The sequence below is a fragment of the Escherichia sp. MOD1-EC5495 genome (assembly GCF_002965965.1).
Taxonomy (GTDB): domain Bacteria; phylum Pseudomonadota; class Gammaproteobacteria; order Enterobacterales; family Enterobacteriaceae; genus Escherichia; species Escherichia ruysiae.
Window position 1 is genome coordinate 110,571 of the sequence record NZ_PTRI01000013.1, and the last position, 22,107, is coordinate 132,677.

The window sequence follows — 22,107 nt, forward strand, 5'->3', positions numbered from 1 at the left end:
TTACACCTCCACGCGGCCCAGCAGATAATGATGATGCTGGTGGACATGGCTGATAATGTGGCACATATCGTTCAGCTCTGGCGGTACGTTGTCGAACTGACCTTCGCTATTGATGTTCAACACCCAACTCTGATTATTCAGACGGACACGTACACGCTCATTTTCCACCAGGAAGCCTGGATTGCTGCTGTTATCAAAGTCTTGCGACAGACTAAAGACGGTGATTTTGTCTTTGTACGGTTTACCGTTCCACGGGCAGAACTGGGCGCAGTTGCCGCATTCGTTGCAGTAAGCGTCAAGGTGCAGCGTCTGGAAACGGTTCTGGAAGCCAGGGACGGCAATTGAGACGTTGGCGCGGTTCGGGCAGACATCTACACACTTGCTGCAAACGTAGTTACATTCAAGGCAGCGAGCGGCTTCCTGGGCGACAAACGCGTCGCGATCGTCGCTGTTCACCAGGGTGACTGAGATATCACCTTTACGTTGGTAGATTTCCGCCGGGTTGACGTTGTTCCAGTGTTTATCGTTCTGGTGGGAGCGAATATTTTCCCGACTAAGGATGGCATCGGTAGCCCGACGAGCGGTGCCAACTGCGGCAACGATAGAGGACGGTCCGCGCTGTACGTCACCGATCATAAAGACGTCAGTCAGGCGGGTCTCACCGTTATGGTCGACATCAGGCCAGCCGTTTTTGTCCAGCGGCACGCCCATCGCATTCAGGGCTTCAGTATCCTGCTGTTCGCCAATGGCGGTGATCAGGCTGTCTACGTGCAGCGTTACCGTTTCGCTGGTTTCAACCGGACGGCGGCGACCTTTCTCATCAGGTTCGCCAAGCGACATGACGCGCAACGTTAAGGTGCCATCCGCATCAAAACGTTCTGGGTTATTGAGGAAACGGAACTCTACGCCATCGTGTAGTGCTTCTTCATACTCTTCGCGCCATGCTGGCATCTCTTGCAGTGAACGACGGTAAACGACAGTCGCTTTTTCTACGCCCGGCACGCGTAATGCCGCGCGGGCGCAGTCCATTGCGGTGTTACCCGCACCGACAATCACCACATGTTTGCCCAGCTTGAGCGCCGTTCCTTTGTTGTACTCACGCAGGAAGGGGAGGGATTTCCAGACATTCTGGTTGTTGCCAGCCAGTTTCACACCGCTGTTTTTATCGGTGCCGGTGGCAATCAGAACATAGTGGAAACCCTGATTTTTTAACTGTTCGACGGTCAGATCCGGTGAGCAGTCATACTCAAATTTCACGCCGTGATCGGCAACAAAATCGATATCGTGCTGAATCAACTCAGCAGGAATACGGAATTGGGGAATGATATTTTTCACCACGCCGCCGGCGTTAGCTTCGCGTTCAAACAGTGTGACCGGATGCCCCGCTCTGGCAAGGAAGTAACCTGCAGCCAGACCCGCTGGACCCGCGCCAATGACGGCAACCGGATGGCGAGAACCAGAACCCGCTGGTTTGTGCCAGCGTTGTTTGTATTCATCCCAGCCTTTTTCCAGGGCGACTTTTTTCAGTTCGCGGATATTCAGCGCACTGTCGTAATCCAGGCGGGTACAGTTGTACTGGCACTGGTGATCGCAAATGTGGCCAGTAATGGCGGGCAGGGCATTACGTTGGTAGATGAGTTCCAGCGCGTCGGCATAACGATGTTCGCCCAATAGTCGAATGTATTCCGGAATATCCTGTTTGATGGCGCAGGCAGTGACACAGGGGGCAACGTAGCAGTCGGTCAGCGGCAGGTCTTCTGCCACTTCTATACGCTCTTCTGGCTTCCAGTGTTTCTGGGTGTATTCCATGGTTAGCGCATCTGCGGCCAGCTTGCTCAGTCGTTCCACGTCAACGTGGTCAAGTCCCCAGGCGTCGGAGCCTTCCAGCTCGCGCATACAGGCACTTAAACGCAGATAGCCGCCTGGTTTCAGCAAGTCGGTTGCCATGGTGATTGGACGAATGCCAGTATCGAAAATATCGCGGATAGTCAGCTGGCTGGCACCACCGGAATAAGAAATTGGCAGTTTGCCGTCAAAGGCGCGGGACAGAACTGCTGCGACATTGATAGAGAGCGGGAACAGCGCACGGCCGGACATATACATCTCTTCACCGGGCAGTGCACCTTTGTTATTGATGGTGCCGAGAGTGTTAGTCAGTTTGACGCCAAAGCCGAGTGATTTTTCTTTTGCCAGCGTCATCAGGCGTTCCAGCATTTCCAGCGCCTGCGTCAGCTTGAGGTCGTGATCAAATGACTCTTCTTTTAAGCCGATGTAATCGAATCCACATCCATCAAGAATCTCACGAACACGCGCGTACCCCAGTAAGGTCGGGTTGAGTTTCACAAAGGTGTTCAGCTCTTTTTCTTCCAGCATGTAGCGGCAAATGGCTTCGATTTCATGCGGAGGGCAGCCGTGCATGGTGGAGAGGGTAACGCCTTGTACCATGCTGGTGGGGATACGGGCTGGCAAGGCCTGCAAGCTTTCACGTTTTTCCTGCAATCCGTGGCGGGCTAAAAATGCGTCATCGTGGAGGAGTTTATTCAGCGTATCGTGGTATTGAGCGAATCTCGGATGGTCAGATGCGTCCATCATATTGTCGATGAACTGCTGCATCGGCGGCTGCTTAATGCCTTCGAGGTTGTAACCGACGCTCATATTAAAAATAAACGATTTACCGGAGTCAGAAGGCTGGAACATCGCTTCGAGAAGATGCAGGGCAAACCAGGCTTTGAGGTATTCATCCCAGGCTTTAAGCAGGGTAAATTCGGTGGACCATTCGGTGTTAAAGCACTCATCTTCGGCGTCGATACAAGGCTTTTCCAGCTCCAGACGATCAAGAATCTGGACGGTTTTTAGTTCGATGAAGCGTCCGCCAGTCAGCCAGGAGGTGACGATGTTTTGCGCGAGTTGCGTGTGCGGACCAGCGGCAGGGCCGACGGGGGTGGCACAGGTTTCACCGAAGACGCCGACAGATTTACCTTTTACGGGTGAGTAAAACTGTTGCTCAGGAATACCAAAGATTGAGCGTTGTTGTTGGTATTCATCAAATATGCGCGTCAAAAGTTCCTCAAACGGAATGGGACGCATAATATCCCCCATAACCCTCTCCTTAGCTTATACAGATATCATTGAGTAACCGGTATTGATAAATCCGGTGGTTTAAGGAGACAGAGCAACAATCGCACCACTATTGCCAGGTTGGTCCTGAAATATAAAAAAATGTGAGGCGCCTCGAAACTTAATGGTTTTTTGTGAATGATCTCACAGGTGCTAAATGAGAATTAAAATCACTACTGAGAGTTATTATTGTCAGGGCTTTTATCATTTTTTCTCATTTCTCAAAATCAGTGACTCCTTATCATTATGATAAAAACGCGCTGAGTGGAATGAATATTTGAACGCAATCGTTTAACCTGATTTTCTAAAATTTAGTATGCCGCTTTTGCGCATAAATAAAGTCCTCGGGGGTATCAATATCTAAAATTATTTCTTCATCTTCTATTTCGACGGAATAATGCTCACCCATTTGCAATGCCTGACGCATATTGGTCACGTTGGGGCGTTGGATAGCCTGCATCAGACTCGACTTTGAGATTAAAATGGGATGACCAGGAATGCCATTGTGGAGTGGAAGTATTGCGCCGCCATTGCGTAACTGCCAGATTTTATTGAAAATATTTGCATTAATGCTCGGCATGTCGCCATGAGTAATAAAGCAATATTCGGTTTGCACTTCGGGAGCAGCAGCCTTCACCGAGGTCAGTAAGCCCTGCTCATAATCTGGATTATAAATAAGAGTAATATTGTCAGTGTTCTCGTAGCGATGGTGCAGTTCATTAGCGCGAAAACCCGTAACTAAAATAATTCGACTACAAAACTGCAACGCGTTTTTGATACTTGCATCAAGAATTGTTTCCTGTTGCCAGGGTAACATCATTTTCCATTGTCCCATTCTTGATGATAATCCAGCAGCGGTAATTATACAGTCGATGGCTGACATAGTGATTCCATTATTTATATCGGTTAATAACGCCTGAAAATTGCGTTACTTCCTGGTTAATGAATTTGTGGGTTAATTTATCCCAGAGAGGTCTATGAAGACTCGTGAAAAGTATAATTGACCCATCAGCATTATTCATTGATTTAGGCGTGCAGAACGCTCCGGCAGTCATTTCTGTTGTTGGTGCAGGGGGGAAAACCAGTCTGCTTTTTTGGCTGGCAGAGTTACTTCAGTCTAGTGGCAGGCGCGTGTTAATCACGACGACGACACATATGTTTATACCAACGTCTCACTGGCCCGTGGTTTTCTGTCGCGATCCCGCCATGCTTCCTCATGCGTCTCTCACATCCCCCATTGCATTTTGTTTTCACCGCTTCAAAGCGAAACAGGGAAAAGCGCAGGGATTTACGCCAGATACCATTGATGTACTGGCGCAACGACCAGAATGTGACGTAATTCTCATTGAGGCAGATGGCTCGCGTGGAATGCCGTTAAAAGCGCCGGATGAGCACGAACCTTGCATACCAAAAAGCAGTTGCTGCGTGATTGCTGTGATGGGAGGGCATATTTTGGGCGCTAAAGTTGGCACCGAAAATATCCATCGCTGGTCGCAGTTTGCTGATATTACTGGGTTAACACCAGATGCAACCTTGCAACTGAGCGATCTCGTTGCGCTGGTTCGCCATCCGCAGGGCGCGTTTAAAAACGTACCGCAAGGCTGTCGGCGAGTCTGGTTCATTAACCGTTTTTCTCAATGTGAGAATGCGATTGCGCAAAGCGAGCTACTCAAACCGCTGCAACAACATGACGTAGAGGCAATCTGGCTGGGCGATATACAAGAACATCCTGCAATCGCGCGCAGATTTGTGAATTAGCAGCACGGGCATTCCGGGTTACTGAAAGGATATCCATTGAGGTTGGTATGAATATTTTCACAGAGGCTGCAAAACTCGAAGAGCAAAATTGTCCGTTTGCGATGGCGCAAATTGTTGATAGCCGAGGTTCTACACCCCGTCATTCTGCACAAATGTTAGTGCGTGCCGATGGTTCTATCGTCGGCACAATTGGCGGCGGAATGGTTGAGCGGAAGGTGATTGAAGAGTCGCTTCAGGCATTGCAGGAACGTAAGCCGCGATTATTCCACGGGCGCATGGCTCGTAACGGCGCGGATGCCGTCGGGTCAGATTGCGGAGGCGCAATGTCAGTGTTTATCAGCGTACATGGTATGCGACCACGTCTGGTGTTGATCGGCGCGGGGCATGTCAACCGGGCGATAGCCCAGAGTGCCGCGTTATTAGGGTTTGATATCGCCGTTGCCGATATTTATCGCGAAAGCCTCAATCCTGAACTTTTTCCGCCGTCAACTACGCTTCTCCATGCCGATTCGTTTGGCGCGGCAGTAGAAGCACTGGAGATTCGCCCTGATAATTTTGTCCTGATTGCCACGAATAATCAGGATCGTGAAGCCCTCGATAAACTCATTGAGCAGCCTATTGCATGGCTGGGTTTGCTGGCAAGTCGCCGCAAGGTGCAGCTTTTCCTGCGTCAGTTGCGCGAGAAAGGCGTGGCTGAAGAACATATTGCCCGTTTACATGCGCCGGTTGGTTACAACATTGGTGCGGAAACGCCGCAGGAGATAGCCATCAGCGTGCTGGCAGAAATATTACAGGTGAAAAATAACGCGCCGGGTGGGCTGATGATGAAACCTACGCATCCTTCCGGGCACCAACTGGTGGTGATTCGCGGTGCGGGGGATATCGCCAGTGGTGTGGCGCTGCGTCTGTATCATGCGGGGTTCAAAGTGATCATGCTGGAAGTGGAAAAGCCAACGGTGATTCGTTGTACCGTGGCGTTTGCCCAAGCCGTGTTCGACGGCGAAATGACGGTCGAAGGCGTCACTGCCTGCCTGGCAACCAGCTCTGCGGAGGCGATGAAACTTACCGAACGCGGGTTCATCCCGGTGATGGTAGATCCTGCCTGTTCACTGCTTGATGAACTGAAACCGCTTTGCGTTGTGGACGCTATTCTTGCGAAACAGAATTTGGGTACGCGTGCAGATATGGCGCCAGTGACGATCGCGCTTGGGCCGGGCTTTACCGCAGGTAAAGATTGTCATGCGGTGATTGAAACGAATCGTGGGCACTGGCTCGGTCAGGTGATTTACTCCGGCTGCGCACAGGAAAATACAGGTGTTCCCGGTAATATCATGGGGCATACCACCCGGCGAGTTATTCGCGCTCCGGCGGCAGGTATCATGCGTTCCAACGTGAAATTAGGCGATCTGGTGCAAGAGGGTGATGTGATTGCCTGGATTGGCGAGCATGAAATTAAAGCGCCGTTGACGGGGATGGTACGTGGCTTGTTGAACGACGGACTGGCTGTGGTCGGTGGTTTTAAAATTGGTGATATTGACCCTCGTGGTGAAACGGCTGATTTTACCAGTGTTTCAGATAAAGCCAGGGCGATTGGCGGCGGCGTACTTGAGGCGTTAATGATGTTGATGCATCAGGGCGTTAAAGCGACAGAAGAAGTGCTGGAAGTGGCTTAAATGAAAACGGCCGGATGGTATTACCCATCCGGCCTTTAACTTACTGACAAATCACCGTTCCGGTTTTGCCTTCAATCCCTTCTTTCGCTTTGCTCAACACGGTAATCAGTGCTTCGCGACCTGCGCGAGAGCGAGCAAACGAGGCGGCAGCTTCCACTTTCGGCAGCATAGAACCTTTCGCAAAATGACCTTCTTCGATAAAGCGTTCTGCATCGGCCAATGACAGGCGGTCGAGCCACTGCTCATTCTCTTTACCGAAGTTAATGGCCACTTTTTCTACCGCAGTCAGAATGATCAGCATATCGGCATCGATCATTTCTGCCAGACGGGCGCTGGCCCAGTCTTTATCGATAACCGCGCTGGCACCGCGCAGATGATTGCCTTCACGAATCACAGGAATACCGCCACCGCCAACGGTGATCACCACCTGGCCTGTATCTACCAGAGCTTTAACCGTTTCTTTTTCAATAATATCAACAGGCTTCGGTGAGGCTACTACACGACGATAGCCACGACCCGCGTCTTCTTTCAGGGTGTAACCCTGTTTTGTCAGTTGCTCGGCTTCCTGCTCGGTAAAGAACGATCCGATCGGTTTGGTCGGGTGGAGGAATGCCGGATCGTTAGCGTCGACTTCGACCTGAGTAACCAGCGTTGCTACAGGTTTATTAATACCACGAGAAAGCAGCTCTTCCCTTAAGGCATTTTGCAGATCGTAACCAATATATCCCTGACTTAACGCAACACAGACAGACATCGGCAGCATCGGCGAGTGCGCTTCAGTTTTTGCGGCAGCTTCGAATGCCTGGTTAATCATGCCTACCTGCGGTCCATTACCATGAGTGACGATAACTTCATGTCCCTGGGCAATTAAATCAACAATTGCCTGAGACGTAATTTTTACCGCTTTCATTTGTCCGGCCAGATCGTCGCCCAGCGCATTCCCGCCGAGGGCGAGAACAATTTTCTTACTCATTTTTCCTCACTCATCATTCTTGATTGTGTATAGATCCCTGGCAGTGGTTAGAGCACGGGAGGGACAAACGGTTTGCGTCGCAGGAAACGACCACGTCCGGCTTTGCCTGTAAAGGCTCCGTCGCAGAAAATCGTTTCACCACGGGATAAGGTTCTGACAATCGCGCCCTGACAGGTAAAGCCCTCCCAGGGCGAATAGTCAGCATTGTCGTGGAGATGGCGATGTTGAATTTGTTGGCTCTGGCGTGGATCGATAATCACCACGTCGCCATCGGAACCGGGCGCTAACAATCCTTTTTGTGGCCACAGGCCAAACAGCCTGGCGGGCATCGCACTGGTTAACTCAACAAAACGTTCCGGGGTGATACGTCCGGTCATTACGCCGCTGGAAAACAGCAATTGCATACGATTTTCCACACCGGGTAAGCCATTTGGGCAGCGACTGAAATCGCCTTTAGAAATTTGCTGGCGTTGAGCCATCGAGAAGGTGCAATGATCGGTCGCTACCACGTCAATCGCACCATCGCTGATGCCGCACCACAGCTTGTCCTGCTCACGAACGTTGCGCAGCGGCGGGCTAAGGATAAATTTCATTCCGTATTCTGTATCGTAACTGCGTTCGTCCAGCAGAAGATATTGTGGGCAGGTTTCAACCCAGACTGGCTGGTGATTCGCACGGGCAAGACGCAGATAATCCAGACCTAAGCCGTTAGACAGATGGACGATATAGAGTGGGGCGTTGCCGGCAAGTTGCGCCAGGTTAATCATGCGGGCGATAGCTTCTGCTTCGCATTCCAGAGGTCGACTCAATGCGTGATAGCGCGGAGCGGTTAGCCCGGCGGCGATGAACTCCGCCCGCTTACTGGCGATAGCTGCGTCATTTTCCGGGTGCACAGTGGTCAGGGCGCCGGACTCATGCAAGCGGCGTAATGCTTGCAACACTTCGTCATCGTTGAGTTTATATTGATAGGTTAAATAGAGTTTAAAACTGCTCAGCCCTTCCTCGACCATCATCGGAATTTCGTCGAGGATGGCGTGATTAATATGCTGAATTACACCGTGAAAGCTGTAGTCGATGACCGCTTTATGGGCGGCATAGCCACGATAAACTTCCAGTTGATGGCGTAACCGGCAGCCGTTTGGGCCAAATCCCATATGGTCAATAATGGTTGTTGTACCGCCACACGCGGCTGCGCGAGTACCGGTAAAAAAATCATCACAACTGCGCGCAATGCCGACATCAATATTGAAATGTGTATGGACATCGACGCCGCCAGGGAAAACGTAACAGCCAGTGGCATCAATTTCTTCATAAGGGAGCTGCGGCGAAATATCGGTGCCCAACTGGCGAACAATCCCGCTTTCAATCAACAAATCCTGTTTGGCTTGTCCATCTGCGTTAACGACAGTGCCGTTTTTGATCAATACGCGCATAGCAAACTCCAAAAACCCTCCGGCGAACCGGAGGGGAATAAGTTAAGAATAATTATTCGGTTGCCAGCCAGCTTAACGGGATTGCAGCGTACATAGCGGCACAGGTCACCAGATGAGATTTCCAGGTTTTTTCGTTTGGCGCGTGCGCTTCAGGTTCTTTACCTGGGCCAAAGCCGATCACCGGAATGCCGTGACGACCCATGATGGATACGCCGTTAGTTGAGAAGGTCCACTTATCAACGACCGGCGCTTTGCCAAACAGACCTTCGTAGGCATTCACCAGGGCTTTAACAGTGAAGTGATCTTCTTCCACTTTCCAGGTCGGGAAGTAGCATTCGGTTGGGTAGACCAGGCCAGTCCAGGACGGACGGTCATAGTTGTACATAGAAACGACAGCATTCGCTTTTTGAACTGCTGGCAGGGCGCGGATTTCGTCCAGCGCGCCTTCCCAGGTTTCACCCCAGGTCAGACGACGGTCAATAGAAACTGCGCAGCTGTCTGCTACAGCGCAACGGCTTGGGGAGGTAAAGAAAATTTCAGAAACGGTCAGCGTACCTTTGCCGAGGAATTCGTCATAACCCAGACGTTGGGACAGTTCTTGTAATTCGCCAAGAATCGGTCCCATTTTGAAAATGGCGTTATCACCGCGTTCTGGCGCAGAACCGTGACAGCTAACGCCCTGAACATCAATACGAATTTCCATACGACCGCGCTGACCACGGTATACCTGGCAATCAGTCGGTTCAGTACTGACCACAAATTCCGGGCGAATGCCAGATTGTTCAATAATGTACTGCCAGCACAGACCGTCGCAGTCTTCTTCCTGCACCGTACCGGTGACCAGCAGGGTGTATTCATCTTCCAGACCAAGGTCTTTAATGATTTTACCGGCATAAACCATAGATGCCATGCCGCCTTCCTGGTCGGAAGTGCCGCGACCACCAATCAGCTCATCAGTTTCCATGCCTTCGTACGGATCGAAGTCCCAGTTTTTGATGTTGCCAATGCCGACGGTATCGATATGAGCATCCATCGCAACCAGACGCGGGCCGTGGCCGATATAACCGAGAACGTTACCCATCGGGTCGATTTCAACTTTATCGAAGCCGACTTTTTCCATCTCTTCTTTAATACGATGCACTACGCGTTTTTCGTCGCAGCTTTCGCTGGGAATCGCAACCATGTCGCGCAGGAAGCGAGTCATGTCTGCCTGGTAATCCTTTGCTTTTTCAAGAATCAGTTTGAATGGAATATTCTTAGCCATTATTTTTCTCCAGTTTTTTTACTCCCCGTTTTGCAGGGAGCAGTTCCAATAGGGTGATTAAGGTGCTACAGAGTGTTTGCCTTCCCAGACAACTTCGCGGTAGTGCTTCACGTCGGTGTCGCCTTCAGTGCTGATAACCAGCACCACGGCATCTTTGTTCAGCGCCAGTTTTTCCATCAGGCTTTGACGTTGCGGGTGATAATGAACCGCCGCGAGAACGCCCAAACCGACAGCGCCAGATTCACCGGAGATGATGCGTGGATCGTTGCCATACGGATTACCCAGCACGCGCATACCTAATGCGGCAACGCTGTCCTGGCAGGAGATGAATTGGGTGGCGCAGTTACGTAGGATTTCCCAGCCCAGCGGGTTAGGTTCGCCGCAGGCCAGGCCCGCCATAATAGTGGCCATATCGCCGCCAACGTTGACGATATCGCCTTTGACGCCAGAGCGATAAATACAGTCAGCTTTGTCAGGTTCAACAATAATGCTGTGCAGATTTTGCGGGCTATAGACATCGACCAGATAACCCAACACACCACCGGCCATAGCACCGACACCGGCTTGCAGCAGAACGTGCGTCGGGGTTACGCCCATTTCACGCATTTGCTCGACAGCTTCATCTGCCAGCGTGGCATAGCCCTGCATGATCCAGGTTGGGATTTTGGTGTAGCCTTCCCAGGCTGTGTCTTGTACCACTTCCCAGCCGTGCTGCTGCGCGTGTTGCATGGTCAGGCGAACGGTGTCGTCATAGTTCATATCGGTGACGATGCACTCGGCACCGAGATTCAGAATGGCGTCAACGCGTTCCTGAGCGGAGCCTTTCGGCATGTAAATCACCGCATTCTGTCCGAGTTGCTGCGCTGCCCATGCCACACCGCGCCCGTGGTTGCCGTCGGTGGTGGTGGCGAAGGTCATTTTTTCGCCGATAGCCTTTTTCAGGTGTTCAAATGACAGTGTTTCGATATCAAGATGATATTTTTCGCACAGTAACTGAGCGATGGCATACGCACCGCCGAGCATCTTGAAGGCGTTCAGACCGAATCGTTTTGATTCGTCCTTAACGAGAATTTTCTTCACACCAAAAAGGTTCGCGAGGTCGTCCAGCGCACAAAGCGGTGTTGGGCGATAGCCAGCAATCTTCTGATGGAACTGGCGCGCCAGTTTTGCCTGGCTTTGCGAAAAGAGCGGTGATGTTTCGCCGTTGAAAAATTTGTTATCGGCGATATCAATCTTCAATGAGAAAACGGACATATCCTATCCTTTTGGCCTCTGTAAATAGAGAGCCGATCTGTCGATCGGCCCGAGGGGTTATTTCACGCGTTCTTGCGCTTCTTTCAGCAGTTGTTCGAGCAGTGCACCCGGTTTGGAGTATTTACGGGACAGGATCATCGCGGCGATGATATAAGGCTTCCAGCTGGCTTCTTTGTAGGTCGCGATACGGTATTTTTCGAATACGCCCTCAGTGACTTCACCTTCTTTGCAGGATACGCCGCTGATATCGGCTGGCAGGCAGTGCATATACAGGGCTTCGCCATCACGGGTCAGCTCCATCATCTCTTCAGTACAATGCCAGTCTTTGTGCTGTGCGTTCTGCGCCAGACACTGTTTTTCCAGTGCTTTTAAGCCTTCGTGATCGTTAGCGCGCAGCAGTTCAGTACGCTCTTCCATCACTTTGTAAGGTGCCCATGACTTCGGATAAACGATGTCTGCATCTTTGAACGCTTCTTCCATGCTGGTGACCTGACGGAAGCTGCCGCCGGACGCTTTAGCATTGTTTTTCGCCACTTCAACCACATCCGGGATCAGGTCATAACCTTCCGGGTGGGCCAGGGTGACATCCATACCGAAGCGGGTCATCAGGCCGATGATGCCTTGCGGAACAGAAAGCGGTTTGCCGTAGCTTGGTGAATAGGCCCAGGTCATGGCGATTTTTTTACCTTTCAGGTTTTCCAGCGAACCAAAGTGTTCACGCAACCATGCCAGGTCAGCCATCGACTGCGTCGGGTGGTCGATATCACATTGCAGGTTAACTAAAGCCGGGCGCTGCGGCAGCACGCCCTGTTTGTAGCCGTCGTCGAGTGCCGCGCCAACTTCACGCATATAGGCGTTACCCGCACCCAGATACATATCGTCACGAATACCGATAGCGTCGGCGCAGAAGGAGATCATATTAGCGGTTTCACGAACGGTTTCGCCGTGAGCGATTTGTGATTTACCTTCATCAAGATCTTGCTGTGCCAGACCGAGCAGGTTAAGCGCGGAAGCATAAGAAAAACGGGTACGGGTGGAGTTGTCGCGGAATACGGAAATACCTAATCCACTATTAAAGACTTTGGTCGAGATGTTTTCAGCACGCAGTGCTTTTAACGCTGCGGCAACGTCCAGTACTTGTTTCAGTTCATCTGGCGTCTGTTCCCACGTTAACAAAAAATCTTTCTCGTGAAGGTGAGAGGTCAGCGAATTGATATCCTTAATCAGCTCATTAACAGTTTTCATCATAAAGTCCCGATAGTGGAATGACAGGCAAAGTGGTTTATTTCACTGTGACTTGCCAAAGTGATTGGTGTTTTCACAGCTATACCAGGGACTAACAATAAGTGTGCCAGAATTATCTACGCGGCTGCGAAAGAGTAATTTGACAGGTAATGTGTGGGGTTGATCACAAATTAACATTGCACTATGGAGCATAAAAATATACGGAAACGATTGGCTTTTTTTCTGCCGTTATTTATTTGCTGCTAAGTATCGTAAATAAGATATAAGGGAGAGGAGAATCGTCGTCAGTTTGATAAATGCAGTCCCGTAATTCTCATATTGATATAGAAATGTGATATCACTTCCATAATTTCATTAGAAAGTGATAAAAATCCTATGTTTTTAGCAAAGCTATATTTGTCTGAGTTAATATCGTCATGACCTGTGAACCATCAACGTCTTCAATGATCGACTTTTAAGTGATTCTGGAAGGTAAAGCTATGGAGCTTGTTACTACGCAGTCAGTATTGATGCAAATTCAACCAACAATTCAGCGTTTTGCCAGAATGCTAGCCAGCGTTTTGCAGCTTGAGGTTGAGATCGTTGATGAAAACTTGTGTCGCGTCGCTGGAACTGGCGCATATGGGAAGTTTCTTGGGCGCCAGCTAAGTGGCAATTCACGTTTGCTCCGCTATGTCCTGGAAACCAAAACCGAAAAGGTTGTGACACAGTCTCGCTTCGATCCCCTTTGTGAAGGTTGTGACAGTAAAGAAAATTGTCGTGAAAAGGCATTCCTGGGCACGCCCGTTATTCTGCAGGATCGTTGTGTCGGAGTAATAAGTTTGATTGCTGTTACTCATGAGCAACAAGAACATATCAGTGATAATTTACGCGAATTTTCAGATTACGTTCGCCATATATCTACTATTTTTGTCTCGAAACTTCTGGAAGATCAGGGGCCAGGAGATAATATAAGTAAAATATTCGCTACCATGATCGATAATATGGATCAGGGAGTGTTAGTTATCGATGAAGACAATCGTATTCAGTTTGTTAACCAGACTGCATTAAAAACTCTTGGTGTTGCTCAAAATAATATGGTTGGGAAACCTATTCGTTTCAGACCATTAACATTTGAGAGTAATTTTACTCATGGACATATGCAACATATCGTTTCGTGGGATGATAAAAGTGAATTAATAATTGGTCAGTTGCATAACATCCAGGGGCGACAGTTATTTTTGATGGCGTTTCACCAGTCACATACCAGTTTTTCTGTGGCGAACGTTTCTGATGAACCGCATATTGAACAATTAGTGGGTGAATGCCGGGTTATGCGGCAATTAAAACGACTCATTAGCCGTATCGCGCCCAGCCCATCCAGCGTAATGGTGGTCGGGGAAAGTGGCACCGGTAAAGAAGTTGTCGCTCGTGCAATTCATAAGTTGAGTGGAAGACGGAATAAACCCTTTATTGCTATCAACTGTGCCGCGATCCCGGAGCAGCTTCTGGAAAGTGAGCTGTTCGGTTATGTCAAAGGCGCTTTTACGGGTGCTTCTGCCAACGGCAAAACAGGGCTGATTCAGGCGGCGAATACGGGCACGCTGTTTCTCGATGAAATTGGCGATATGCCATTAATGTTGCAGGCAAAATTGTTACGAGCTATTGAGGCGCGTGAAATTCTGCCGATTGGTGCCAGCAGCCCAATACAGGTCGACATCCGCATCATTTCTGCAACTAACCAGAATTTGGCTCAGTTTATTGCTGAAGGTAAGTTTCGTGAGGATCTCTTCTATCGCCTGAATGTTATTCCGTTAACGTTGCCGCCTTTGCGTGAGCGTCAGGAAGATATTGAACTGTTGGTGCATTACTTTTTACATCTGCATACCCGTCGTCTGGGGTCGGTTTATCCTGGCATTGCTCCTGATGTTGTTGAGTTGCTGCGTAAGCATTATTGGCCTGGAAACCTGCGAGAGCTAAGCAATTTGATGGAATATCTGGTCAACGTTGTTCCTTCAGGTGAAGTCATTGACAGCACACTCCTGCCGCCCAATCTGGTAAATAACGGCGTGACAGAGCAAAGTGAGAGCCCAGAAGCCAGCGAAGCACATTTGGCACTTGATGATGCTGGTGGTACGGCGCTGGAGGAGATGGAAAAACAGATGATCCGCGAGGCGCTTTCACGTCATAACAGCAAGAAGCAAGTTGCTGATGAACTGGGAATCGGCATTGCTACGCTCTATCGTAAGATTAAAAAATATGAATTGTTAAGTGCGTAACCGCAGTAAATCCGGCCTGCATTCAGGCCGGATTTCGTTTTACTTCGTTTCCTCGCAGTCCAGCACTGTATTCACAATCATCTGATAACCGGTGCAGCGACAAAGATTTCCCGCCAGGCCGCGACGAATTTCCGTAATAGTTAATGGTTTCTCGCGTGGTTTTGCCAGCATTGCCGTGGTGGCCATAATCAAACCGGGCGTACAAAAGCCACACTGTACCGCGCCTGATTTCGCATAAGCCTGTTGTACATGAGAAAGTTTGCCGCCTTTTGCTTCGCCTTCCAGCGTGCGTATCTCTTTTCCTTCAGCCCAGGAGGCAAGGTATAAGCAGCTATCTATCGCGGTGCCATCAACCAGCACAGTACACGCGCCGCATTCTCCAACGCAGCATCCTTGTTTGACGCTAAGTAATCCTTGCTCACGGAGCAGTTCTGAAAGCGGCATACCCGGCGCGGCGCGGAGCTGAAAAGGCATACCGTTAATGACGCATTCAATGGTAATTGTTTCGCTGTGGTTCATTGCAGTTTTCCCCCTGCCGCAGCGACGGCTTCGCTAATGACTTTTTGGGTCATCGTCTGGATAAGATGCAGACGAAACTCTTTACTCGCACGCCATGAGGAACGCGGGGCGACGTCTTGCAGGACAGACTCGCTGATGGCTTCCAGCGTTTGCAGGTTCAGTGGCGCGTTTTGTGCAGCCTGTTCGGCGTGTTGGCAGCGAATCGGCGTTGGAGCGGCAACACCAAATGCCAGGCGTAATTCACTGAAACTTCCATTATCCAGCCGACAATACGCGGCGCAGCCAATCGTTGAAATATCCATTGCGTCGCGCATGGCATATTTAAAATGCGCGCTACCAGCATGTTCTTTCGGTTGTGGCGGAAAATGAAAGGCGACAAGAATTTCGTCATGTTCAAGAGAGACTTTGCCTGGCCCTGTGTGAAAGCCATTAATCGGGACGAAACGAACTCCACGCGGTGAGTGGATCTCCAGCTTCGCGTCATAAATCAGCGTTGGTGTGGCGGAGTCTGCGCTGGTGGCACCGTTGCAAATATTTCCACCGTATGTAGCGACATTACGGATCTGCGGTCCGGCAATTGACGAAGCCGCAGCACATAACGCCGGAAGATGATGCTGGGTTAACGGATCTTCAATGAGCTGAGTAAATGTCGTCGCGGAGCAGATTCGTAGCGCGCCATTTTCCTCCAGCGTAATTCCCCGAAGCTCCGCCAGATTGTGGATATCAACAATATGGCGATAACGGTCATTGTGATGATGGAGCTGAATCAGTACGTCAGTGCCACCGGCGAGCAGTTTTGCCTGCGGATTGTGGGTCAGCAGGTTGATGGCATCGGCAATGGTGGTCGCGCGATGGTAAGAAGCAAAATCAAACATGATGTTATCCTCAAATCAATCCTGCCAGATGGAACTCTTCGTATAACCGTTTTGGCGTCAGTGGCAGTGTATTGATTGCAACACCGGTAGCCATCTTCACCGCGTTACGAATAGCAGCGGCAACAGGAATGATTGGTGGCTCACCCAGTGACTTATGTCCGTATGCGGATTGCGGTTCATTGATTTCGACAAACGCACTTTCCAGTTGTGGCAGATCCGGCATGGTCGGCATTTTGTAATCCAGCAGATTTGGGTTACGTACCACGCCGCTTTTCGCGTCGATGATCATCTCTTCAAATAGCGCCCAGCCAATGCCCATTCCCATCCCGCCGTGTACCTGGCCTTCTGCCAGTAGCGGATTAAGAATATGCCCCGAATCATGAACGTTGAGGATGCGGTTGATAGTGACTTTGCACAGCGCAATATCGACTGTAAGGTCAACAAAGGTGCAGCCAAACGCCGGTGGGTTAGTGGTAGTTTTGATAGAACTTTCTGCAGAAAGCTGTCCGCCACGCTCGGGATGATAAAACGCATCCATTGCCAGATCTTTTAATGACAACAACGACTCTTCCGGTCTTTCAACCAGCACGATTTGGCCTTTTATCAGGGTCAGATTCATCGCTGACTGATGTAGCATGACTGCGGCGTGAGCGATGATTTTCTCTTTCAGCAGCAGCGCCGCACTGCGCAACGCTGGCGCGGCAACGTAGCTCTGACGTGATGCAAACGCGCCGGGGTCGAATGGTGTAATATCGGTGTCTTGTGTCGAAATTACGCGGACATCGCTGACCGGGACACCCACGGTTTCTGCCACCATTTGTGAGAACACGGTGTCGGCACCCTGACCGATTTCTGTAGCGCCGCTTTGCACGTTGATGGTTCCATCCTGATTCATCAACAGGCGTGCGCCCGCGATTTCCACCCCGACAGGCCAGGTGTTAGAGGTGTAGCTAAAACAGGCAACGCCAACGCCTCGCCGCAAATTGCCTTGCTGGTTCTGACACTCTGCACGGCGTTTTTCCCATTCAAAGATTTTCCGCCCTTTTTCAAGACACTCTGGTAATCCTGCGCTGTAAATACGTTTGCCCGTGAGCGGATTTGCATCGCCTTCTCGAGCAGCATTACGTAAACGAATTTCTACTGGGTCTAGTTCTAACGCGGTAGCGGCGTCATCCAGCATTGATTCGACAGCAAAAACGACTTGCGGTGCGCCATAACCACGCATCGCGCCTGCCGAGGGCAGATTGGTATAGCAGGTCTTTGAACTGTAGGCATAAGCACAACGAGGATAAAGGTAAGCGACTTTGTTACCGCCTGCGGAAGCGATGGAGTGACCGTGGGAGGCATAAGCGCCGGTGTTGGACAGAACATCCAGGCTATAACCTTTCAACGTACCATCACGATTCACGCCCATTTTCCCATCAATGGTAAAGGCGTGGCGGGTTCGGGTTGCGAGAAAACACTCTTCACGGCTAAGGGAAACTTTCACCGGAATGCCCCCGAGCTTGCTGGTCAGGAAGGCCGCCATAGGCTCTTCCAGCACATCCTGTTTATTACCAAAACCGCCGCCGACAAACGGTTTGATGACTCGAACACATGACCAGGGAATATCCAGCGCCTGACCGACAACGCGGCGAACAATATGTGGGATCTGCGTACTGGAGACGATGGTAATTCGCGAGTCATCCTCCATCCATGCCAGTGAGGTCACACTTTCCATATGGCAATGCTGAATGACCGGTGTCTGATAATGCCCCTCGATCTGGTAATCTGCCGCATCGATTGTTTGCTGGACATTGCCCGTCGACATCGTGCTTTGTTTAAGTAAATTGCCGCCGTTATGGATTGGTGCTGCGTCTTCTGCCAGTGCCGCTTCTGGTGTGGTGATAACGGGTAATTCTTGCCACTCAATGCTGACTAGTTGCGCCGCTTTTTCTGCCGTGAGCTCATCGCGAGCCACGACAATGGCAACGGCATCACCATGATGACGAACATGGCGGGTTAACAGTGCGCGATCGGCGGTATCGCGTTTATTTTCGTCAAGTGTCCAGGCATGTCCTGCCGTAGCGAATGGGATATCCGGTACATCCTCCCAGGTAAAAATCGCCAGTACGCCCGGCAGGCTTCTGGCCTTTTCATCGTCAATATTTACGGCATAACCATGTGCGATAGGGCTACGTACATATTTTGCGTAACACATGCCCGCCATAACATAATCATCAGTATATCGTGCCCGCCCGGTAACCTTAGCAATGGCATCTACGCGCATACATGATTCACCTGTAGCGGTTGCTTCCCGTGCTTCCATAGAAATCCCCTTGATTTGAACATTTGGTTCTTATGGCAATGATTTAGTCTTTGCAGGCAAGAATTACGCCAGAAACGACTATAAGCATGGGGGGAGGAGGGAAGTGTGATGTTGTTAATAAAACGCCAGGGATGATGCGTTTTTATCAGCAAAGAAAGAGAGGGCTGTGTATCAATATGAGTGTGATAAAAATCATTGTGATAAATGAATATTAGGCGACAGTCAGGATGCCTTCTTTTGCGTTATGATGATGTGCAAATGGGGGATCGCTATCCTAATGGATTCATTAACAATTCTTGATTTGTACATCCATTTTCCGAGCAATGGATTGGGTATCTGACAGGTGGCTGCTATGATATAGCGTCTTGTTTTTTGAGCGAGGAAAGATTTTGAGCGCAGGACGCCCGAATAAAAAAACGCTGGGTATCGTGATGCTGTTATCGGCAGGGCTGCTTCTGGCGGGCTGTTCTGGTAGCAAATCATCAGACACAGGAACGTATTCCGGCTCCGTTTACACCGTGAAACGGGGGGATACGCTTTATCGTATTTCACGCACCACGGGAACAAGCGTAAAAGAACTTGCCCGACTCAACGGCATTTCTCCACCCTATACCATCGAAGTTGGTCAAAAGTTGAAACTTGGTGGGGCAAAAAGTAACCGCAGCTCGAGAAAAAATACAGCCAAATCAACGACGAAAACAGCGTCAGTCACTCCACCGCCAGTGGTTCCGAAATCTTCATGGCCGCCCGTCGGACAACGTTGCTGGTTATGGCCAACGAGTGGAAAAGTTATCATGCCTTACTCAATGGCTGATGGTGGTAATAAAGGGATTGATATTGCTGCAGCGCGCGGGACGCCAATATATGCAGCCGGCGCCGGTAAGGTGGTGTATGTCGGTAACCAATTACGTGGCTACGGTAATCTCATCATGATTAAACACAGTGAAGATTACATCACTGCTTACGCTCATAACGACACGATGCTAGTAAACAATGGGCAAAATGTTAAGGCTGGGCAAAAGATAGCGACGATGGGCAGTACGGATGCTGAATCTGTGCGGTTACATTTCCAGATTCGTTACCGTGCTACGGCGATTGATCCTTTGCGCTACTTGCCGCCACAGGGCAGTAAACCAAAGTGCTGATGGTGAATTAATCAGCAGTCAGTAGCAAGGCACTTGCTAAGAAGAGCGTAAGGTTTATAATGCCTTACGCATTTCAAAGCGGGCGTAGTTCAATGGTAGAACGAGAGCTTCCCAAGCTCTATACGAGGGTTCGATTCCCTTCGCCCGCTCCAGTTTTTATATCCTCATTTATTTTTCTTTTTTTATCGAAACTTTCCATTCTTTTAATGTGCTTACATCAAGTATGGCTGAATCAAATAACAACAATCAAAAATAAGTAGAGCTTGTGTGCTCCTCGACATTAGCAGTCATAAACGAGTTTGCATTCGTTATACCAGTCGAGGATTATCACGACTCACGCTACTGCACATTGACTATTAAAATCGATATTATTATTAGTTTTTGATAATTGCTTTAATTTTTGGATGTTATTAATAATAACTAAATAGCATTCTTTCTCTGTTCCTTGATAAACGTGTGTGCATTTTTTATTCTGTGTTGCAGAAATATATGCATTAATGCATTTTTTTATTACCACAGCTTTATGCATATCAGGTTCAAGTAACAGTGCCTGGTCTATACAAGCAATTGCATCCTCAATTTTATCGTTATATATATTTACCAGTGCACGATAATAGTATAAGGCGGCGATATCTAATATTTGTGTCTGCGCATGTTCAAAAAAAATACGTGATGTCGTTGCTTGTCCGGAAAGACCAGTTATCAATCCCATGATTCCTGAAATCTTTCCATCACAAATAGTTTTATCTGACACCTTATCTATAAATGCGAATGCTTTTTGAGTTGCATCTTTATGCTCATTCATACCATGAAGAGCCAGGGATATATAGCATTCAGCCAACAGGCAATGACACTCATTTATTAGAGACGGAATATTGTGTTTTTTTTCAGGTGTTCAAATATCGTTATTGCTTTGACAATGCTTTCAGGCGTGAACTCATTTAGCGCGTTTTTTCCGTTAGACATTTCTTTTGATAAAATATGGTCATTAAAAGAATCGCGTTGATTAATCAAGCCCTGTACAGCTTTAGGCTTCTTCATAGCCAGATACAAATTACTTATTATAAATTGTGATACTTTTTGTATATCATCCGCTTGCAGATGTGTGCTGGCAACAAGATAAAAGCTTTTTGCATCGATCACCTCAACATATAAACTATTTGATGTTCCATGTTGGTTGATTCTTCCGGTTATAAAATAATCCGGTTTGAATCTGGCCAGAAAAGCTGTTTGAGATTTATTATCTATACAATATTGGGTTGCTGCCAGTGGGTATATATAAAGGTCATCATTTTTTTGGTTTGAGATAAGTTGTACAAGATCCTGATTTAGTGTTAATGGATCATGATGACTGTGAGACGTTGTAAATGGAAATAAAGCAACCGTACTTCCTTCTTCATTATTTTGGTTCCCTTTTATTTTGAAAACTTGCCCACTGAATCGATAGCCTTTCCTGTATATGGTTTCTATACAGCGGGTATAACCGATGCGTTCAAAAATACATCTTAATGAATATATACACCGTGTAAGGGACTCGTCACTTACAATCACATTTTTCCACACGGACTCGATGATCATATCTTTTGATACAACATTGCCAGATGATTCAAGCAATACAAATAATACGCCAAGCTCTTTCGGAGGTATGTAAGATTGCTCATTCCCTTTTGTAAGAATACCATCTTCTGTAAGAATTATTCCATCAGGAAAATGATATGAAAACTTAATTTCTAAATCCATTAGCTAACCCCTGTAAAGTTTATGGTTATTTACGTCCTGAATGAGTAATAGATATAACTGATATTCATATATGTTTTATTAAACTGTATATGATTTTGTATATATAAAATTCCATGACTGTTTGCATTAATTTATAGAGGATTTTTTCGAATGTAACCTGAAATGTCCTTAATTAATGCTTTTTAATCATGTTTCTACGTAACTAATTGAAAGGCAATGATAAACTGACGCGGCTATCATTCCTTAACTGAGTGCTGATTTTGATTTAAGATAAGAAAACATAGTCAGGTAACAGCTATATATCGAGTTCTAACCTTGTTTGTGAACGTTATAGTAACGATATCTTTCCCTGTCAGTTTATTATTGCTTTTGATATGCCAGATATGAAAAATATTTGTTTGTTTTTTTCACCATCATATATATCACAATTTTACAATGGAGTATTCTCACTGGTAATATTTCCTTCAAATTAATACCGGCAAGGTGTTAATAGACTGGCCCCCTGAATCTCCAGACAACCAATATCACTTAAATAAGTGATAGTC

General features: G+C 48.5%; 14 protein-coding genes, 1 tRNA gene and 1 pseudogene. 5 read left to right on the forward strand and 11 right to left on the reverse strand.

Features of this window, described 5'->3' with window-relative positions:
* Both ygfK and mocA read right to left on the reverse strand, forming a co-directional pair.
* Window positions 1-3,099, reverse strand: coding sequence for a putative selenate reductase subunit YgfK (gene ygfK, locus BEG40_RS12590; protein WP_105285502.1), 3,099 nt, complete (start codon window positions 3,097-3,099; stop codon window positions 1-3).
* A 322-nt stretch (window positions 3,100-3,421) separates the two neighbouring features.
* Window positions 3,422-4,000 carry a molybdenum cofactor cytidylyltransferase gene (gene mocA, locus BEG40_RS12595; RefSeq protein ID WP_001272832.1) on the reverse strand — a complete coding sequence of 193 codons (579 nt, stop codon included), beginning with the start codon at window positions 3,998-4,000 and terminating at the stop codon, window positions 3,422-3,424.
* Between the two features lie 104 nt (window positions 4,001-4,104).
* On the opposite strand from mocA, the gene yqeC reads away from it, so the two are divergent.
* Together yqeC and yqeB are read left to right on the forward strand one after the other, a co-directional pair.
* Window positions 4,105-4,875: a selenium cofactor biosynthesis protein YqeC gene (yqeC, locus tag BEG40_RS12600; RefSeq protein ID WP_000835700.1), complete on the forward strand. Its 771-nt coding sequence runs from the start codon at window positions 4,105-4,107 to the stop codon at window positions 4,873-4,875.
* Window positions 4,876-4,922: 47 nt separating this feature from the next.
* Complete coding sequence (gene yqeB, locus BEG40_RS12605; RefSeq protein WP_001020364.1) at window positions 4,923-6,548, forward strand: selenium-dependent molybdenum cofactor biosynthesis protein YqeB; 1,626 nt, start codon at window positions 4,923-4,925, stop codon at window positions 6,546-6,548.
* A 40-nt stretch (window positions 6,549-6,588) separates the two neighbouring features.
* Here the strand turns inward: yqeB and arcC are convergent, their stop codons facing one another.
* The 5 genes from arcC to ygeW are packed head-to-tail and all read right to left on the reverse strand — an operon-like array spanning window position 6,589 to window position 12,717.
* Complete coding sequence (arcC, locus tag BEG40_RS12610; RefSeq protein WP_105285503.1) at window positions 6,589-7,521, reverse strand: carbamate kinase; 933 nt, start codon at window positions 7,519-7,521, stop codon at window positions 6,589-6,591.
* Between the two features lie 47 nt (window positions 7,522-7,568).
* Window positions 7,569-8,954, reverse strand: coding sequence for a D-phenylhydantoinase (hyuA, locus tag BEG40_RS12615; RefSeq protein ID WP_105285504.1), 1,386 nt, complete (start codon window positions 8,952-8,954; stop codon window positions 7,569-7,571).
* Between the two features lie 52 nt (window positions 8,955-9,006).
* Entirely contained in the window at window positions 9,007-10,218 is a 1,212-nt protein-coding gene (locus BEG40_RS12620; protein WP_001107125.1) for a YgeY family selenium metabolism-linked hydrolase, read from the reverse strand.
* Between the two features lie 57 nt (window positions 10,219-10,275).
* On the reverse strand, window positions 10,276-11,472 hold the full coding sequence (gene dpaL, locus BEG40_RS12625) for a diaminopropionate ammonia-lyase (protein ID WP_000110483.1): 1,197 nt from the start codon (window positions 11,470-11,472) through the stop codon (window positions 10,276-10,278).
* Window positions 11,473-11,529: 57 nt separating this feature from the next.
* Window positions 11,530-12,717, reverse strand: a complete 1,188-nt coding sequence (gene ygeW, locus BEG40_RS12630; RefSeq protein WP_001360948.1) for a knotted carbamoyltransferase YgeW — start codon at window positions 12,715-12,717, stop codon at window positions 11,530-11,532.
* A 479-nt stretch (window positions 12,718-13,196) separates the two neighbouring features.
* On the opposite strand from ygeW, the gene BEG40_RS12635 reads away from it, so the two are divergent.
* Entirely contained in the window at window positions 13,197-14,975 is a 1,779-nt protein-coding gene (locus BEG40_RS12635) for a sigma-54 interaction domain-containing protein (protein ID WP_000424616.1), read from the forward strand.
* Window positions 14,976-15,014: 39 nt separating this feature from the next.
* Here the strand turns inward: BEG40_RS12635 and xdhC are convergent, their stop codons facing one another.
* Genes xdhC through xdhA form a run of 3 tightly spaced genes read right to left on the reverse strand, consistent with a single transcriptional unit; the run spans window position 15,015 to window position 18,677 of the window.
* A complete protein-coding gene (gene xdhC, locus BEG40_RS12640) occupies window positions 15,015-15,494 on the reverse strand; it encodes a xanthine dehydrogenase iron sulfur-binding subunit XdhC (protein WP_001016616.1) in 480 nt (159 codons plus the stop codon).
* The gene (xdhB, locus tag BEG40_RS12645) at window positions 15,491-16,369 is read right to left on the reverse strand and encodes a xanthine dehydrogenase FAD-binding subunit XdhB (protein WP_105285505.1); all 879 of its coding nucleotides are present in this window, start codon (window positions 16,367-16,369) and stop codon (window positions 15,491-15,493) included. The genes xdhC and xdhB overlap by 4 nt, the downstream gene beginning before the upstream one ends.
* Before the next feature lie 10 nt (window positions 16,370-16,379).
* Complete coding sequence (gene xdhA, locus BEG40_RS12650) at window positions 16,380-18,677, reverse strand: xanthine dehydrogenase molybdenum-binding subunit XdhA (RefSeq protein ID WP_105285506.1); 2,298 nt, start codon at window positions 18,675-18,677, stop codon at window positions 16,380-16,382.
* 389 nt (window positions 18,678-19,066) lie between these two features.
* On the opposite strand from xdhA, the gene actS reads away from it, so the two are divergent.
* Complete coding sequence (gene actS / locus BEG40_RS12655) at window positions 19,067-19,822, forward strand: amidase activator ActS (protein WP_016159652.1); 756 nt, start codon at window positions 19,067-19,069, stop codon at window positions 19,820-19,822.
* Between the two features lie 78 nt (window positions 19,823-19,900).
* Window positions 19,901-19,974 (forward strand) — tRNA-Gly (locus tag BEG40_RS12660).
* A 182-nt stretch (window positions 19,975-20,156) separates the two neighbouring features.
* On the opposite strand, the pseudogene BEG40_RS12665 reads toward BEG40_RS12660, so the two are convergent.
* Window positions 20,157-21,562 (reverse strand): annotated as a pseudogene (locus BEG40_RS12665) (winged helix-turn-helix domain-containing protein).
* Window positions 21,563-22,107 lie beyond the last annotated feature (545 nt).